Genomic DNA, 18,858 nt, shown 5'->3' with positions numbered 1-18,858 from the left:
TTTTCAATGAACAAATGTTTTTGATATGATGGAGGAATAGCTGTGAATTTACCAAATAAAATTACAATATCTAGAATCTGCTTAATTCCAATTTTTATGGTAATTATGTTAGCGCCCTTTGATTGGGGTTCATACACAATTGGTGATGTTGATTTACCAATTCAACATTTAGTAGGAGCGCTTATCTTTATTGTTGCTTCGGCTACAGATTGGATTGATGGACATTACGCAAGAAAGTATAATCTTGTAACGAATTTAGGGAAGTTCCTTGACCCGTTAGCTGATAAATTACTTGTTTCAGCGGCACTTATCACGTTAGTTGAGATGCAATATGTACCTGCTTGGATCGTTATTGTCATTATAAGCCGTGAGTTTGCGGTAACTGGTTTACGTCTTGTACTTGCTGGAACAGGGGAAGTAGTTGCGGCAAATCAGCTAGGGAAAATTAAGACATGGACACAAATTATCGCGATTGCGGCATACTTATTACACGATGTACCTTTAAATTTAATCCATATTCCAGTTGCTGATATCTTTATATGGATTGCATTAATTTTTACTGTTATTTCAGGATGGGATTATTTCTGGAAAAATAGAGCTGCTTTTGTAAACTCAAAATAGAAGTTTATGGGGGAATTGGGATGAATGCTGAAATTATTGCGGTTGGAACGGAATTATTACTTGGACAAATTGCAAATACGAACGCCCAGTTTTTATCTGAAAAGTTAGCTTCAATTGGCATTAATGTGTACTACCATACTGTAGTTGGAGATAATAACAAACGATTACAGCAGGCGATTGAAGTTGCAGAAGAACGTGCGGACATGCTTATTTTTACAGGTGGATTAGGACCGACAAAAGATGATTTAACGAAGGAAACAATAGCGTCTAGCTTAGCGGAAGAGCTTGTATATGATGAAAAGGCATTAGCATCAATAAGCGATTACTTTAAGCGAACAGGTCGAGAGTTCACGGAGAATAATAAAAAGCAGGCGCTCGTTTTGGATGGAGCGACTGTATTTGCAAATGATCACGGTATGGCACCTGGTATGGGATTAAATAAGAACGGAAAAGTTTATATTTTATTACCAGGACCACCGAAAGAAATGAAGCCGATGTATGTAAGTTATGTGGAGCCTTTTTTACGTAACTTTACAACAGGAGAAAACATTTATTCTCGCGTGCTTCGCTTTTTCGGAATTGGGGAATCTCAATTAGAGGTGAAAGTTCAAGATTTAATTGATGGACAAACAAATCCGACAATCGCCCCGCTTGCCAATGATGGAGAAGTGACATTACGTTTAACGGCTAAACATCAAAATGCTCATGAAGCGGAGAAACTCATTCAGCATGTGGAAGATTTGATTTTAGAAAGAGTTGGAGAATTTTTCTACGGGTATGACCAAGAGTTTCTACATTATAAGGCGATAGAGTTATTGAAGAAAAAAGGATTAACTTTAGCGTGTGCGGAAAGTTTAACAGGTGGTCTCTTTGGTAATCAAGTAACAGAAAACGCTGGTGTGTCTTCCGTATTTAAAGGCGGTGTCATTTGTTACCATAATGATGTGAAGCAACATGTATTACATGTACCTGAGGAAGTCTTGTCTACTGACGGTGCAGTTAGTAAAGAATGTGCTCGTTATCTTGCTGAAAATGTTAGAGAATTATTAAAAGCGGATATCGGAATTAGTTTCACTGGGGTAGCAGGACCAGATGCTTCAGAACATAAAGAGCCGGGAACTGTATTTGTTGGATTGGCGATGAAAGATGAACCAACTGTAGTCTTTCCTCTAAATTTAAGCGGAAGTCGTCAACAAATTAGGGAACGCTCAGCAAAATATGGATTTTATCATTTGTATAAAAAGCTAGAAGAGATATAAGTCTCTTTTAGCTTTTTTTAATGGTTAAATGTGGTTATATTTAATGAAAAATAAAAAAATCGAATAAATGTTCGATTTTTGTTGGCAAATTGAATTGAAAATAGGTATAATAAGATTAGCAATTCAGTTAAGGAGGAATTTTGAATGAGTGATCGTCAAGCGGCATTAGATATGGCGTTAAAACAAATAGAGAAGCAATTCGGTAAAGGTTCAATTATGAAATTAGGAGAACAAGCGGAGCGTAGAGTTTCTACAGTTTCTAGTGGTTCTTTAGCACTTGATGTGGCATTAGGGGTAGGCGGATACCCACGTGGCCGTATTATCGAGATTTATGGACCTGAGAGTTCAGGTAAAACAACAGTTTCATTACATGCAATTGCAGAGGTACAGCGTCAAGGTGGACAAGCAGCATTCATCGATGCGGAGCATGCAATGGATCCTGTATATGCACAAAAATTAGGTGTTAACATCGATGAATTACTATTATCACAACCTGATACAGGGGAGCAAGGTTTAGAAATCGCAGAAGCACTTGTACGAAGTGGTGCGGTTGATATTATCGTAATTGACTCTGTAGCAGCTCTTGTACCGAAAGCTGAGATTGAAGGAGACATGGGTGACTCACACGTAGGTTTACAAGCTCGTTTAATGTCTCAAGCACTTCGTAAACTTTCAGGTGCAATCAATAAATCAAAAACAATCGCAATCTTTATTAACCAAATTCGTGAAAAAGTTGGGGTTATGTTCGGAAATCAACTACAAGTTGCTTAATCGTAAAGATTAAGGAGTTTACCATGGGTTTCCCTTGCTAGTGATAGCATGTTAAAAAACCTTGTGAACCTTATTGCCTAAGGGTGTAACTATTCATATAGTTGCTAACGGTGAAGCCCACCATTATTTAGGGTAATACCGTGCCAAGCTCCATAGTGATATGGGGAAGGTGTAGAGACTACCGAAAAGGACTTTTAGTTAACTGAGTAGGGTACGGCAGATGATAGGCTACTGCTGGAAGTGCAAGGCTCTCTGTAAAGAGATGAAGAGATAGTCCGGACTATAGAGATGGAAAATCTATAGATAGTGCCAGAAACAACTCCAGGTGGTCGTGCGTTGAAATTCTATTCAACTGTTCGTCTTGAAGTGCGTCGTGCGGAGCAATTAAAACAAGGTAACGACATCGTTGGTAATAAAACAAAAGTAAAAGTAGTTAAAAATAAAGTGGCACCACCATTCCGTGTTGCGGAAGTTGATATTATGTACGGAGAAGGTATTTCAAGAGAAGGTGAAATCTTAGATATGGCTTCTGAACTTGATATCGTTCAAAAGAGCGGTGCTTGGTACTCTTATAATGAAGAACGCTTAGGACAAGGTCGTGAAAATTCGAAGCAGTTCTTAAAAGAAAATACGGATTTAAGAGAAGAAATTGCCTTCTTTATTCGTGAGCATCACGGAATTAGCGAAGATTCAGGTGCTGAAGATATGGAAGATCCAAGTCTTCTTGATTAAAGTGGGATAAAAGACACGGCTTCGTGTCTTTTATTTTTGTATCATTATGAAAGCGTTGTATATCGTTGGAGATAAAATATTTAATCCATCTAAAACAGTATGTGTACAGAGGGATATATGCGTGTTTTACATGAATAAACTGGAATTTACTAAGGTTTTCCAGGATAATATGCTCTCTGCTTTTTAAATTCCTATATAAATTAGAGCTGAAGGTAAAGAAAGTAAAAGTAGACAACGCTTGACAATGAAAATTGCGATAGATACAATGAGAATGTATATTTTTTCTTATATACGAAACACTCTTCTCAAGAAGAGAAGTAATATTCGGAGTAAGACTTAAATCTTGCCGAAATAATAATATGACATTTTAATTGTGAAATGAAGAAAGTCCCTTAAAAAAGCGGGACGACGGTCTTTGCTGTATGTTGTTATTCAATGTACATGCCGACAGTCTTTTTTCATTCATAGCAAGGGGAGGTGAAATCATGAGTAGTACTGCAGTTTGGATACTCATCTCCATTTTGCTTGCAACAGTCGGTGCAGTTGTTGGCTTTTTTGTTCGAAAGTCTATTGCTGAAGCGAAGATTAATGGTGCAGCTAATGAAGCGAAACGTATTATAGATGAAGCGAATCGTGAAGCTGAAGCACTTAAGAAAGAAGCGCTTTTAGAAGCAAAGGATGAAATTCATACACTTCGTACAGAAGCTGAATTAGAAATTCGTGACCGTAGAAGCGAATTACAAAAACAAGAAAATCGTTTAATGCAAAAAGAAGAGAACCTTGATCGTAAAGACGAAACGCTCGATAAACGCGAGCAACAGTTAGAAAAGAAAGAGGATTCTCTTGTAGCGAGACAACAACAGATTGAAGAGTTGGAAAGCAAAGTGGGAGAGTTAGTTCAAAAGCAACAAACAGAATTAGAGCGCATTTCCAATCTGACACGCGAACAAGCGAAAGCAATTATTCTTGGTAAAGTAGAAAGTGAAGTTTCTCATGAAATTGCCGTAATGGTAAAAGAAAGTGAAGTTCGTGCGAAAGAAGAAGCAGATAAGAAAGCAAAAGAGATTTTATCTCTTGCAATGCAGAGATGTGCAGCTGATCATGTTGCTGAAACAACCGTTTCGGTTGTAAATCTTCCAAATGACGAAATGAAGGGACGTATTATCGGACGTGAAGGTCGAAATATTCGTACGTTAGAAACGTTAACAGGTATTGACCTAATTATCGATGATACACCAGAAGCGGTTATCCTTTCTGGATTCGACCCAATTCGTCGTGAAACAGCTCGTATCGCTCTTGATAAACTAGTACAGGACGGACGTATTCACCCAGCGCGTATTGAAGAGATGGTCGAAAAATCAAGACGTGAAGTGGACGAGTATATTCGTGAAGTCGGAGAGCAAACAACGTTTGAAGTGGGTGTTCACGGTTTACATCCAGATTTAATTAAGATTTTAGGTCGTTTAAAATACCGTACAAGTTACGGGCAAAACGTCTTAAAACACTCTATGGAAGTTGCATATTTAACTGGACTTATGGCAGCAGAGCTTGGTGAGGATGAAAAACTAGCAAGACGTGCTGGTCTATTACATGATATCGGTAAAGCGATTGACCATGAAGTAGAAGGTAGCCACGTTGAAATTGGTGTTGAACTCGCAACGAAATATAAAGAGCATCCTGTAGTTATAAACAGTATTGCATCTCACCACGGAGACACAGAACCAACTTCTATCATTGCAGTTTTAGTTGCAGCAGCAGATGCATTATCAGCTGCAAGACCTGGAGCTCGTAGTGAAACACTTGAGAACTATATTCGTCGTCTTGAAAAGTTAGAAGAGATTTCAGAGTCTTATGAAGGCGTAGAAAAATCTTTCGCAATTCAAGCAGGACGAGAAGTTCGTATTCTGGTAAAACCAGATACAATTGATGATTTAGAAGCTCATCGTTTAGCTCGTGATATTCGAAAACGTATTGAAAATGAACTGGATTACCCAGGGCATATTAAAGTAACTGTTATTCGTGAAACACGCGCAGTGGAATACGCAAAATAAAGTGGTGAAACACCACTTTATTTTTTTGTGTTGGAATTGGTTAAAATAAAGGAAATTAGTTATACCTAGCATACAAGTGAAACAAACTTATAATAAATATATTGTAAGATAATTACTTGAAGCTATAGTAATAAAAAATGTAGTACATAGGAAGGGTAAGACATATGAGAATATTATTTGTTGGGGATGTAGTAGGATCTCCTGGTAGAGGTATGATTCAACAATACGTACCGGCATTAAAGAAGAAATATACACCTACAGTAACCATTATTAATGGGGAAAATGCAGCAGGTGGACGTGGAATTACGGAAAAAATATACCGAAACTTTTTAGAATGCGGAGCACAAGCGGTTACACTTGGAAATCACGCTTGGGATAACCGTGAAGTATTTGAATTTATTGATGATGCAAAATATCTTGCAAGACCAGCTAACTTCCCAGAAGGCACTCCAGGAAAAGGGCTTATTTTTGTGAACTGTAATGGAACAGAAGTTGCAGTTATTAACTTACAAGGACGTACGTTCCTTCCTCCAATTGATTGTCCATTCCGTAAAGTGGATGAATTAATTAACATTGCGAAAAAACGTACGAATATTATTTTTGTTGATTTCCATGCGGAAACTACAAGCGAAAAACAAGCGTTAGGTTGGTATGTAGATGGTCGTGCTACAGCGGTAGTAGGTACACATACGCATGTTCCTACAGCAGATAATCGTATTTTACCAAGCGGAACGGCATATATCACAGATGTTGGTATGACAGGACCGTACGATGGAATTTTAGGTATGGACCGAGAAGCAGTATTGAAGAAGTTTTTAACAAACTTACCAGTACGATTTGAAGTGACAAATGGTAGAACACAATTAAGTGCAGTGCTAATTGATGTGGACCCTAATACGGGAAAAGCTAAGAAAATTGAGCGTATCTTAATTAATGATGATCAGCCATTTTTTGAGTAATTCCTATTAAAATTTAGATAAGTTATTATTTTTTAATTTTTTAGAAAAATTACAGAAATTTAGCAGGAATACGTGTCATTCCTCGTGAATATAAGTTAAAGTGAAATAATTGCTAATACTTTTTATAGAAACGAGGAGGAAACGCGGAATGGAAATATTAAAAGTTAAAGCAACGTCGGTCCCTAATTCTGTAGCTGGTGCACTTGCAGGTGTTATTCGCGAACGCGGAACAGCAGAAATTCAAGCCATTGGTGCAGGTGCATTGAACCAAGCGGTAAAGGCAGTAGCAATTGCAAGAGGATTTGTAGCGCCTAGTGGTTTGGACCTGATTTGTATCCCAGCGTTTACGGATATCATGATTGATGGGGAAGAACGTACAGCAATAAAATTAATTGTAGAACCTCGTTAAGTTTAAACAACCTGTTTGCAGTATGCAAACAGGTTGTTTTTATAATGGAGGAATGAAAATGAAAATTTTTGATGCTCATTGTGATGTGCTTCTTCAGTTATGGAGTGCACAAGGGAAAAAGGATTTTAAACATGATTCGCAATTACATATTACATTTGAACAGTTAAAGAACAGAAAAGGAAGTATACAATGTTTTGCTATATATGTGCCAGAAACAGTGGCATATGAAAACCGATTTGAAGTAGCATTGCAAATGGTAGATATTTTTTATAATGAAATTTTATCCTTACCAGGTGTGAAGTTTATTCAGACAAAAGATGATATGAACATGTTAAAACAGGACGAGATTGGAGCGATATTAACATTAGAAGGATGCGAAGCAATTGGAAAAGATGCAATGAAATTACGGTTGTTGTATCGCCTAGGAGTACGTTCTTTTGGACTAACATGGAATTATGCCAATCTATTAGCTGATGGTGCGCTAGAGACACGTGGGGCAGGTTTAACGACTTCTGGTAAACATGTTGTACAAGAACTGAATGCGTTACATGTATGGACTGATGTGTCTCATTTGAATGAAAGAAGTTTTTGGGATGTGATTGAAATTGCAAAAAATCCTATTGCTTCCCACTCAAATTGTATGAAACTTTGTCAGCACCCACGTAATTTAAACGATGAACAACTTAAAGCTCTTATAAAGCGAAATGGCATGATCGGTGTCACTTTTGTACCGCAGTTTCTAACAAATGAAAAACAAGCGAATGTAGCAGATATAGTAAGACATATCGAATATATTTGTTCATTAGGTGGAGAGAACAATATAGGGTTTGGTTCGGATTTTGATGGGATAGTAGAAACAGTTGTAAATGTATCAGCGTATCGAGATTATGAAAATGTAATGAACGAGCTTTGTAAACACTATGCTGCATCTACTGTAGAGCGATTTTTATATGATAATTTTGTTGAACATATAAGCTTTTAAAATTTTTGTTTTAAAAATCCAGAAAAATTAGAATTAATTCATTTGATATTATTGCTTTTTTTAAGACCTAATACTAGAATGAAAAACAAAATAGCTTTATACTAAAGATTCAGGGAAATCAGAAGAGGCATAATTTGCGTCCATTGTAGTTTATTTGCATAAAAAATGCTAAACTATTACTGTAAAAAAATACACTACAATGAATGCAGCCAAAAGGGGTGTAGGAGATGATTAGTCAACTTTCATGGAAAGTTGGAGGCCAACAAGGTGAAGGAATTGAAAGTACAGGAGAAATCTTCTGTATTGCATTAAACCGATTAGGATATTACCTATACGGTTACCGCCACTTCTCATCACGTATAAAAGGCGGCCATACAAATAATAAAATTCGTGTAAGTACAACAGAAGTACGCGCGATCTCAGATGATTTAGATATTTTAATTGCTTTTGATCAAGAAACAATTGATTTTAACTTCCACGAACTACGTCCGGGCGGGATTGTAGTTGCAGATGCGAAATTTAATCCGACAATACCTGACAATACAGATGTAAACCTATATGTGATACCGTTTACAGATATTGCATCAGAATTAGGCACATCATTAATGAAAAACATGGTTGCTGTTGGAGCATCAAGTGCGGTATTAGGATTAGATGAAACAGCTTATTTAGATGTTGTTGAAGAGATCTTTGGTCGTAAAGGAGAGCAAGTTGTTCAAAAGAACATGGACGCAATTAAGCGCGGCTCTCAATATATGAAAGAGTTACTAGGTGAGAAAGTAAACATGATGCAGCTTGAAAAAGCTGATGGTCAGAAGCGCATGTTTATGATTGGGAACGATGCGATTGCATTTGGTGCAGTAGCTGGTGGTGCTCGCTTTATGTCTGCATATCCAATTACACCTGCATCTGAAATTATGGAATACTTAATTAAAAAATTGCCAAAAGTCGGCGGAACAGTAATCCAAACTGAGGATGAAATTGCAGCTTGTACAATGGCAATCGGTGCAAACTATGCTGGTGTTCGTACATTAACTGCATCTGCTGGTCCAGGTCTATCTTTAATGATGGAAGCGATTGGTTTAGCAGGTATTACAGAAACGCCATTAGTAATTGTTGATACACAACGTGGTGGTCCAAGTACAGGATTACCAACGAAACAAGAGCAGTCTGATTTAATGGCAATGATTTACGGTACGCACGGTGAAATTCCAAAAATCGTAATGGCGCCAAGTACAGTGGAAGAAGCTTTCTATGATATTGTAGAAGCGTTTAACTTATCTGAAGAATATCAAGTACCTGTTATTTTCTTAACAGATTTACAGCTTTCTTTAGGGAAACAGACAGTAGAACCACTTAAGTTAGATAAAGTGGAAATTCGTCGTGGTAAGCTTGATTTAGAAGCGGAATTACCAGAACGTGAAAATAAAGCATACTTCAAGCGTTATGAAGTAACAGAAGATGGCGTTTCACCACGTGTTTTACCTGGTATGAAAAATGGTGTTCACCATGTTACAGGTGTAGAACATGATGAAACTGGTAAACCATCTGAATCAGCATTAAACCGTAAAGATCAAATGGACAAACGTTTCCGTAAAATGGAGAACTTGAAGTTTAATACCCCTGTTTATAAAAATGTTAAGCATGAAGAAGCAGACGTATTGCTTGTTGGATTTAACTCAACTCGTGGTGCGATCGAAGAAGCAATGGAGCGCTTAGAACAAGAGGGTATGAAAGTAAACCATGCTCATGTGCGTTTAATTCACCCGTTCCCAACAGCTGAAATCGATCCACTTGTGAAAAATGCGAAGCGTGTTGTAGTGGTAGAAAACAATGCAACAGGTCAACTTGCTAACATTATGAAAATGAATCTTGGTAACGGTGAGAAAATTTCTAGTCTTTTAAAATATGATGGGAACCCATTCTTGCCGAAAGAGATTTACAACGAATGCAAAAAAGGGGTTGTATTAAATGGCAACATTTAAGGACTTTCGTAACAGTGTAAAACCAAACTGGTGCCCAGGTTGCGGAGACTTCTCGGTGCAAGCTGCAATTCAACGTGCGGCAGCTAACGTTGGCTTAAATCCAGATGAACTTGCTGTTATTTCTGGTATCGGCTGTTCAGGTCGTATTTCAGGTTATATTAATTCATATGGTGTGCATAGTATTCATGGTCGTGCCCTTCCAATTGCACAAGGTGTAAAAATGGCAAACCGTGATTTAACAGTTATCGCATCAGGTGGTGACGGTGATGGATTTGCGATTGGTATGGGACATACGATCCATTCTATTCGTCGTAACATTGACATTACGTACATCGTAATGGATAACCAAATTTATGGATTAACAAAAGGGCAAACTTCACCACGTAGTGAAGCTGGATTTAAAACGAAAAGTACACCACAAGGTTCAATTGAACCGTCACTAAATGTTATGGAAATGGCTTTAACAGCTGGTGCAACATTTGTGGCACAAAGCTTTTCAAGTGATTTAAAAGAATTAACACAAATTATTGAAGCTGGTATTAACCATAAAGGATTTTCATTAATTAACGTATTCAGCCCATGTGTTACTTACAATAAAGTAAATACTTACGATTGGTTTAAAGAGAATTTAACAAAACTAAGTACAGTAGAGGGATATGATCCGTCTAATCGCATGATGGCTATGCAAACATTAATGGAAAACAACGGATTAGTAACAGGGTTAATTTATCAAAATACAGCGCAACCTTCATACCAAGAACTAGTAAAAGGATATAGTGAGAAGCCTTTAGTGCAATCTGATTTAAATATGGATCAGAAAATGTTTGATGAACTTGTTGCTGAATTTATGTAATATAAGAAGAGGAGGTTGCCATTTGGCAACCTTTTTTTATGAGTGAAAATATAAGGTAGTCTTATTTACTTAGAAAATTCAGAATGGTAAAATAATATATAAATCGTTGTATGAAAATTGCATGTTCATTAACTAGGAAATGTAATAATAGGATAAGCCTTCTTCTTTGTAAAAATTGGCGAAACACTTCATACTATGGTAATGTGTATAGGGATAAAGCAATATGCTTTTGAGTAGGACAAAAGAAATACAAAAAGGGAATGTCTATTTGTGTGGGGAAGACTTCATTCTTATAGATGATTAGATTGATTACTCAAGTTTCAAAGGACAAGTATCTCTCAAGCTATCTAACCATTTTTGAGGTGGGTCTAAGCGCATTAAAATGGACTATAAAGTGTGTATAGTTAAGGGTGAAAGGAGATTACCGATGAACGAGCAACAACGATTAGCAAGTCAACAAGCAAATTCCTCTAAGAAAAAAGAAGAGAAAGATTATAGTAAATACTTTGAAAGTGTATACCAACCACCTTCCTTAAAAGACGCGAAAAAACGAGGGAAAGAAGAAGTTAAAATTGAACGGGATTTTGGCTTACCTGAAGAGTTTCGCAATTTCGGTACAGGAAGAAAGTTTTATATTCGTACATATGGTTGTCAAATGAATGAGCACGATACAGAAGTAATGGCGGGTATTTTCACTGCACTTGGATATGAACCAACCTTTTCAACTGAAGAAGCAGATGTAGTATTATTAAATACTTGTGCTATTCGTGAAAATGCTGAAAATAAAGTGTTCGGTGAACTAGGGCATTTAAAGGCACTAAAACGAAGAAATCCTGATCTTTTAATTGGTGTATGTGGTTGTATGTCCCAAGAGGAATCTGTTGTAAATAAAATTATGCAAAAAAATCAGCATGTAGATATGGTGTTTGGAACACATAATATTCATAGATTACCGTACATTCTAAAAGATGCAATGTTCTCGAAGGAGACGGTAGTTGAAGTTTGGTCCAAAGAAGGAGACGTAATTGAAAATCTTCCGAAAGTACGTCGTGGTGATATTAAAGCTTGGGTAAATATTATGTATGGCTGTGATAAGTTCTGTACATATTGTATCGTACCGTATACACGCGGAAAAGAGCGAAGCAGACGTCCAGAAGACATTATCCAAGAGATTCGTCATTTAGCTGCGAATGGTTATAAAGAAATTACGTTACTTGGACAGAACGTAAATGCATATGGTAAAGACTTTGAAGATATAGAATACGGTCTTGGCGATTTAATGGACGAGCTCCGTAAAGTTGATATTGCCCGTATTCGTTTTACAACGAGCCATCCACGCGATTTCGATGATCACTTAATTGAAGTGCTTGGAAAAGGTGGCAACTTAGTAGAACATATTCACTTACCAGTTCAATCTGGAAGCACAGAAATGTTAAAAATTATGGCGCGTAAATATTCACGTGAGCATTATTTAGAGCTTGTAAGAAAAATTAAAGAAGCAATTCCAAACGCGGTATTAACAACTGATATTATTGTCGGTTTCCCGAATGAAACAGATGAGCAATTTGAAGAAACGATGTCGTTATATCGTGAAGTAGGGTTTGATACTGCCTTTACCTTTATTTATTCTCCGCGTGAAGGTACACCAGCTGCAAAAATGAAAGACAATGTACCGATGGAAGTAAAGAAAGAACGTCTTCAACGCTTAAATGCATTAGTAAATAAATTGGCAATTGAAAAGAATAATCGTTATAAAGGTCAAATTGTAGAAGTGTTAGTTGATGGAGAGAGTAAAAATAATCCAGAAGTACTTGCAGGTTATACTCGTACAAATAAACTTGTAAACTTTGTTGCTCCAAAGTCTTTAATTGGTCAGCTTGTGAAAGTAAAAGTAACGGATGCAAAAACTTGGTCTCTTAACGGAGAATTAGTTGAAGAGCCGATTGAGGTGGAATAATAGATGAAAGTATATTCGAAAGATGAAATTGTTGAGCAAGCGAAAGAATTAGCAAAAATGATTTCTGAAACAGAAGAAGTTGATTTCTTTAAGAAAGCAGAGGCACAAATTCATAAAAATGAAAATGTGAAGCGCGCAATTGATGAAATTAAAGCACTGCAAAAACAAGCAGTAAACTTGCAACATTACGGGAAATGGGAAGCTTTGAAAAAAGTAGAAGCTGAAATTGATGCCCTGCAAGATAAGTTAGATAGCATCCCAGTTGTACAAGAATTTAAATCTTCACAAACATATGTAAATGACTTACTACAGCTAGTTGCAAGTACGATTTCTAACAACGTAACAGATGAAATATTAATTTCAACTAATGGCGATGTATTGAAGGGTGAAACGGGCGCAGCGGTAGAAAGTAAAAAAGGAAATTGTGGTTGTTAAAGAGATGTCGAATTGACATCTCTTTTTTTAGTGGATTAAACGTAAGTTCTTCTCAAAAAAAGAATGACACATTCCGCTATTGTCACGCATATGATTAAGTGAATAGTGATTGAGGAGGGTTACGAATGTCCGAATTTAGAGAGATTATTACAAAAGCAGTGGTTGGAAAAGGACGTAAGTATACAAAGTCAACGCATACATGTGAATCGAATAATGAGCCAACAAGTATTTTAGGGTGCTGGGTAATTAACCACTCGTACGAAGCAAGAAAGAATGGAAAACATGTGGAAATTGAAGGTTTCTATGATGTGAACACTTGGTATTCATTCGATGGCAATACAAAGACAGAAGTTGTAACAGAACGTGTAAACTACACAGATGAAGTAAGCATTGGATATCGTGATAAAAACTTTTCTGGTGATGATTTAGAAATTATTGCTCGTGTCATTCAGCCACCAAATTGTTTAGAAGCTCTTGTATCACCAAATGGTAATAAAATTGTTGTAACGGTAGAACGTGAATTTGTAACAGAAGTAGTTGGCGAAACGAAAATTTGTGTAAGTGTAAACCCTGAAGGTTGTGTAGAATCAGATGATGCTTTCCAAATTGAAGATGATGAGTTTGAAGAGTTAGATCCGAACTTTATCGTTGATGCAGAAGAAGAGTAATAGAAAGCTAGGGAGAAGTTCTTCCTAGCTTTTTACTTTACATAAGTGGTGCTTAGATGAACATGATTGCTAATGAAATGTGCTATAATGAAGAAAGACTCCTGAAATAGGAGATAAGAGTGTCCGTGAAATGTGACATATATGAATATAGATTATTATGTAAGAATTATGGAGGATAAGTATGACGCAATATACGCCTATGATACAGCAATATTTAAAAGTTAAGGCAGACTATCAAGATGCCTTTTTATTTTTCCGCTTAGGTGATTTTTATGAAATGTTCTTTGAGGATGCGGTTAAAGCAGCCCACGAACTTGAAATTACATTAACGAGCCGAGACGGTGGTAGTAGTGAACGTATACCGATGTGCGGTGTACCGTATCATGCGGCTAAAAACTATATTGAACAACTTGTTGAAAAAGGATATAAAGTAGCGGTTTGTGAGCAAGTAGAAGACCCAAAAACAGCTAAAGGTGTAGTGCGCCGTGAAGTCGTACAATTAATTACGCCAGGAACGATGATGGAAGGGCGTACGATTGATGAGAAAGAAAATAACTTTTTAGCCGCATTAACACATTTTGAAGATGGGTCATATGCGTTAGCTTGTAACGATTTAACGACTGGACAAAATACAGTAACGTTATTGACTGGTTCAGTAGAAGATATTTTATTAGAAGTGTATGCAACCGGTTCGAAAGAAATTGTTGTAGATTCTTCCTTTTCAAAAGATGAATTAAACAAGTTAACGGAAACGTTAAAGATGACGATTTCATATGAAGATGCAACGGCAATCCCAGAAGGGTTAGAACATCTTGTGAAAAACGTTTCACAAGCAAAGTTAATTAAAGCAGTTGGGCGCTTATTTAACTATGTAATAAGAACGCAAAAACGTTCATTAGATCATTTACAGCCTGTGGAAATTTATTATACGAATCAATTTATGAAAATTGATGTGCATTCAAAGCGAAATTTAGAGCTAACAGAAACACTTCGAACGAAAGAGAAAACAGGATCTTTACTATGGCTATTAGATAAGACGAAAACGGCTATGGGTGGTCGTATGTTAAAACAGTGGATGGAACGTCCACTTATACAGAAAGAACGAATTGAAGAGCGTTTAGAAATGGTTGAAACGTTTGTAAATGATTACTTCTTGCGTGAAGATTTAAAAGAAAAGTTAAAAGAAGTATATGATTTGGAACGTTTAGCAGGAAAAGTTGCATTTGGTAATGTGAATGCACGGGACTTATTACAGTTAAGACGCTCGTTACTACAAGTGCCAGCTATTTTAGAAGCGATTAGTTTGTTAGATAACGCGTATGCAGCGAGATTAATTCAAGGTGCAGATCCGTGTGAGAGTCTAACAGAATTATTAGGAAGAAGTATTCAAGAAAATCCACCGCTTTCGATTAAAGATGGAGATATCATTAAAGATGGTTATAATGACAAGCTTGATCAATATCGCTATGTGAGTAAAAACGGAAAAACGTGGATTGCTGAGCTTGAAAAACGAGAGCGTGATATTACAGGAATTAAATCGTTAAAAATCGGATACAACCGTATTTTCGGTTACTACATTGAAGTAACGAAAGCGAACCTTGGAGCATTACCAGAAGGCCGCTACGAGCGTAAACAAACGCTTGCTAATGCGGAACGTTTCATTACAGATGAACTAAAAGAAAAAGAAACATTAATCTTAGAAGCTGAAGAAAAAATTGTACAACTAGAATACGATTTATTTACAGCGCTTCGTGAAGAAGTAAAAGTATTTATTCCGAAATTACAGCATTTAGCGAAAGTAATTAGTGAATTAGACGTACTGCAAAGTTTTGCGACAGTGAGTGAAGAGGAACAGTTTGTAAAACCTGTACTAACAACGAAGCGTGAAATTTTCATTAAAGATGGTCGTCATCCTGTCGTAGAAAAAGTATTGAACGGGAAATTGTATGTACCGAATGATTGTATTATGCCAGAGAATATGGATGTCTTTTTAATTACAGGACCGAACATGTCTGGTAAAAGTACGTATATGAGACAATTAGCACTTGTAACAGTTATGTCGCAAATCGGTTGTTTCGTACCAGCAACAGAAGCAGTATTACCTGTATTTGACCAAATCTTTACGAGAATTGGCGCGGCGGATGATTTAATTTCAGGTCAAAGTACATTTATGGTCGAAATGTTAGAAGCGAAAAATGCCATTGCAAATGCATCAGAAAGAAGTTTAATTTTATTCGATGAAATTGGACGCGGTACATCTACGTATGATGGTATGGCACTTGCACAAGCAATCATTGAACATATTCACGACCAAATTGGTGCAAAAACGTTATTCTCTACACATTATCATGAATTGACAGTGCTAGAAGACAGTTTAGATCAACTGAAGAATGTACACGTTTCAGCTATTGAAGAGAACGGAAAAGTAGTATTCCTTCATAAAATTCAAGACGGGGCAGCAGATAAAAGTTACGGAATTCACGTTGCGCAACTTGCAGAGCTTCCAGATAGCTTAATCGTTCGAGCGAAAGAAGTATTAGCGCAACTTGAAGGACAGGAAGAAATTATTATTCCAAAGCGTGTAGAAGTGAAAGCGCAGGCGCAAGAAGTTATTCCAGAGCCTGTAGTTGTAAAAGAAGAACCAGTAGAAATAGAAGAGACGAAAGCAGAGACTGAAGAAGAATCACAACTATCATTCTTTGGTGGAGAACAATCTTCGAAAAAACAAGACAAGCCAGTTTTAGATGCAAAAGAAACGGCAGTACTGACGCAAATTAAAAAAATTGATTTACTTGATATGACACCTTTAGAAGCGATGAACGAACTGTATCGCTTACAAAAAAAGTTAAAGAAAGGATGAGTAAGTAGATGGGTAAAATTCGCAAACTAGATGATCAACTCTCTAACTTAATTGCGGCAGGGGAAGTAGTAGAGCGCCCTGCCTCAGTCGTAAAAGAACTTGTGGAAAATTCTATCGATGCGAATAGTACATCTATTGAAATCCACTTAGAAGAAGCTGGTTTATCGAAAATTCGCATCATTGATAATGGGGACGGCATTGCAGAAGAAGATTGTATCGTCGCTTTTGAACGACATGCGACGAGCAAAATTAAAGATGAAAACGATCTGTTTCGCATAAGAACACTCGGTTTCCGCGGCGAGGCATTACCGAGTATTGCCTCAGTTAGTGAATTAGAATTAATCACTAGCACAGGTGATGCACCTGGTACGCACCTTATTATTAAAGGTGGAGACATTATAAAGCAGGAGAAAACAGCGAGCCGAAAAGGAACAGATATTACAGTACAAAACTTATTCTTTAATACACCAGCGCGTCTTAAATATATGAAAACCATTCATACAGAGCTTGGGAATATTACAGATATCGTGTATCGTATTGCAATGTCACACCCAGAAGTATCGTTAAAGCTATTTCATAATGAAAAGAAATTGCTTCATACATCAGGAAATGGTGATGTAAGACAAGTACTTGCATCGATTTATAGCATTCAAGTTGCAAAGAAGCTTGTTCCAATTGAAGCGGAATCTTTAGATTTCACAATTAAAGGCTATGTAACATTACCAGAAGTAACGAGAGCATCTCGAAATTATATGTCAACAATCGTAAATGGTCGTTACGTTCGAAATTTCGTATTAATGAAAGCTATTCAGCAAGGATACCATACATTATTGCCAGTCGGACGATATCCAATCGGCTTCTTATCGATTGAAATGGATCCAATGCTAGTTGACGTTAACGTACATCCTGCGAAATTAGAAGTTCGTTTTAGTAAAGAACAAGAATTACTAAAGCTTATCGAAGAAACATTGCAAGCAGCATTCAAAAAAATACAGCTCATTCCAGATGCAGGTGTAACAACGAAGAAAAAAGAAAAAGATGAAAGTGTGCAAGAACAGTTTCAGTTTGAGCATGCGAAGCCGAAAGAACCATCCATGCCGGAGATCGTTTTACCGACGGGCATGGATGAAAAACAAGAAGAACCGCAGGCTGTGAAACAGCCAGCGCAGCTTTGGCAACCGCCAAAACAAGAATGGCAACCACCACAATCGCTCGTAAGAGAAGAACAAAGTTGGCAGCCATCTACTAAACCGATAATGGAAGAACCGATTCGAGAAGAGAAATCGTGGGACAGTAACGAAGAGGATTTTGAACTAGAGGAATTAGAAGAAGAAGTTCAGGAAATAGAAGAAATCGAAATGAACGGTAATGATTTACCGCCGCTTTATCCAATTGGACAAATGCATGGAACATATATTTTCGCTCAAAATGATAAAGGCTTATATATGATTGACCAACATGCCGCGCAGGAACGTATTAATTATGAATACTTCCGTGATAAAGTAGGACGAGTAGCACAAGAAGTACAAGAACTACTCGTACCATACCGTATCGATTTATCTCTTACCGAATTTTTACGTGTCGAAGAGCAACTAGAAGAACTAAAAAAAGTTGGACTATTTTTGGAGCAATTCGGCCATCAATCCTTTATCGTTCGCTCGCATCCAACGTGGTTCCCAAAAGGGCAAGAAACAGAAATTATCGATGAAATGATGGAGCAGGTCGTTAAACTAAAAAAAGTTGATATTAAAAAATTACGTGAAGAAGCAGCCATCATGATGAGCTGTAAAGCTTCCATTAAAGCAAATCAATATTTAACGAACGATCAAATATTTGCTTTACTGGAAGAACTTCGTACAACAACAAACCCATACACATGCCCGCACGGAAGACCAATTCTTGTGCATCATTCTACTTATGAGTTGGAGAAGATGTTTAAGAGGGTTATGTAGAGATCCTGTGTTGAGATGAAAATTATCATATTGTGAATTTGAAAAAATATTAGAATAGATTATAAAAAAACAAGGTGTAGTTATGCCTTGTTTTTTATTTGTTTTGAAACATTTTGGTTAACAGTATTCAATAAAATAAAATTAAAAACTCACTTATAAATCTTTTTCGTAAAGTTATAAAAAGCAATGTTAGAAAGTAAGTTCTTGAATTTAAACTGGAAGATAGATGCTGTTGCCGATTATAAGGGAGGTATCGATAAAATGAAGATTGAAGGAAACGTACAAGTCTGAATAATTTTCTCAAAATGAGAAATAAAATTTATTAATGGAAGTATATTTATGGGATGTTTAGATGATAAATAGA

At 36.8% G+C, this 18,858-nt stretch carries 13 protein-coding genes and 2 pseudogenes; all 15 read left to right on the top strand.

All coding sequences use genetic code 11. The features are described from left to right. Nucleotides 1-42 precede the first annotated feature (42 nt). The 15 genes and pseudogenes from pgsA (at nucleotide 43) to mutL (ending at nucleotide 18,494) form a co-directional block, all read left to right on the top strand. The gene (gene pgsA, locus PDQ40_RS09725; protein ID WP_001052965.1) at nucleotides 43-621 is read left to right on the top strand and encodes a CDP-diacylglycerol--glycerol-3-phosphate 3-phosphatidyltransferase; all 579 of its coding nucleotides are present in this window, start codon (nucleotides 43-45) and stop codon (nucleotides 619-621) included. A 20-nt stretch (nucleotides 622-641) separates the two neighbouring features. Continuing rightward, a complete protein-coding gene (gene cinA, locus PDQ40_RS09720; RefSeq protein WP_000990710.1) occupies nucleotides 642-1,880 on the top strand; it encodes a competence/damage-inducible protein CinA in 1,239 nt (412 codons plus the stop codon). A gap of 144 nt (nucleotides 1,881-2,024) precedes the next feature. Continuing rightward, nucleotides 2,025-2,633, top strand: a pseudogene (gene recA, locus PDQ40_RS09715) (recombinase RecA); the annotation flags it as partial. Between the two features lie 327 nt (nucleotides 2,634-2,960). Further along, nucleotides 2,961-3,383, top strand: a pseudogene (locus PDQ40_RS09710) (recombinase RecA); the annotation flags it as partial. Between the two features lie 485 nt (nucleotides 3,384-3,868). Further along, nucleotides 3,869-5,434 carry a ribonuclease Y gene (gene rny, locus PDQ40_RS09705; protein WP_000099355.1) on the top strand — a complete coding sequence of 522 codons (1,566 nt, stop codon included), beginning with the start codon at nucleotides 3,869-3,871 and terminating at the stop codon, nucleotides 5,432-5,434. A 164-nt stretch (nucleotides 5,435-5,598) separates the two neighbouring features. Further along, the gene (locus PDQ40_RS09700; protein WP_001221095.1) at nucleotides 5,599-6,393 is read left to right on the top strand and encodes a TIGR00282 family metallophosphoesterase; all 795 of its coding nucleotides are present in this window, start codon (nucleotides 5,599-5,601) and stop codon (nucleotides 6,391-6,393) included. 148 nt (nucleotides 6,394-6,541) lie between these two features. Further along, nucleotides 6,542-6,802: a stage V sporulation protein SpoVS gene (spoVS, locus tag PDQ40_RS09695; RefSeq protein ID WP_000404341.1), complete on the top strand. Its 261-nt coding sequence runs from the start codon at nucleotides 6,542-6,544 to the stop codon at nucleotides 6,800-6,802. 58 nt (nucleotides 6,803-6,860) lie between these two features. After that, on the top strand, nucleotides 6,861-7,784 hold the full coding sequence (locus PDQ40_RS09690) for a dipeptidase (RefSeq protein ID WP_000688035.1): 924 nt from the start codon (nucleotides 6,861-6,863) through the stop codon (nucleotides 7,782-7,784). 227 nt (nucleotides 7,785-8,011) lie between these two features. Continuing rightward, a complete protein-coding gene (locus PDQ40_RS09685; RefSeq protein WP_000625425.1) occupies nucleotides 8,012-9,769 on the top strand; it encodes a 2-oxoacid:acceptor oxidoreductase subunit alpha in 1,758 nt (585 codons plus the stop codon). After that, entirely contained in the window at nucleotides 9,756-10,622 is an 867-nt protein-coding gene (locus PDQ40_RS09680) for a 2-oxoacid:ferredoxin oxidoreductase subunit beta (protein ID WP_000190154.1), read from the top strand. Before PDQ40_RS09685 ends, PDQ40_RS09680 begins: the two co-directional genes overlap by 14 nt. Nucleotides 10,623-11,049: 427 nt before the next feature. Further along, nucleotides 11,050-12,579: a tRNA (N6-isopentenyl adenosine(37)-C2)-methylthiotransferase MiaB gene (gene miaB, locus PDQ40_RS09675; protein WP_076855454.1), complete on the top strand. Its 1,530-nt coding sequence runs from the start codon at nucleotides 11,050-11,052 to the stop codon at nucleotides 12,577-12,579. Between the two features lie 3 nt (nucleotides 12,580-12,582). Beyond that, on the top strand, nucleotides 12,583-13,014 hold the full coding sequence (locus tag PDQ40_RS09670; RefSeq protein WP_000870462.1) for a RicAFT regulatory complex protein RicA family protein: 432 nt from the start codon (nucleotides 12,583-12,585) through the stop codon (nucleotides 13,012-13,014). 125 nt (nucleotides 13,015-13,139) lie between these two features. Further along, complete coding sequence (gene cotE, locus PDQ40_RS09665) at nucleotides 13,140-13,682, top strand: outer spore coat protein CotE (protein WP_001288798.1); 543 nt, start codon at nucleotides 13,140-13,142, stop codon at nucleotides 13,680-13,682. Between the two features lie 181 nt (nucleotides 13,683-13,863). Next, complete coding sequence (gene mutS / locus PDQ40_RS09660; protein ID WP_073535867.1) at nucleotides 13,864-16,542, top strand: DNA mismatch repair protein MutS; 2,679 nt, start codon at nucleotides 13,864-13,866, stop codon at nucleotides 16,540-16,542. 8 nt (nucleotides 16,543-16,550) lie between these two features. Next, entirely contained in the window at nucleotides 16,551-18,494 is a 1,944-nt protein-coding gene (mutL, locus tag PDQ40_RS09655) for a DNA mismatch repair endonuclease MutL (protein WP_000516472.1), read from the top strand. The last annotated feature ends 364 nt before the right edge of the window (nucleotides 18,495-18,858 follow it).

The organism is Bacillus cereus group sp. Bc061 (assembly GCF_027715825.1).
Classification (GTDB): domain Bacteria; phylum Bacillota; class Bacilli; order Bacillales; family Bacillaceae_G; genus Bacillus_A; species Bacillus_A paranthracis.
This window is presented reverse-complemented; position numbering and strand designations above follow the sequence as displayed.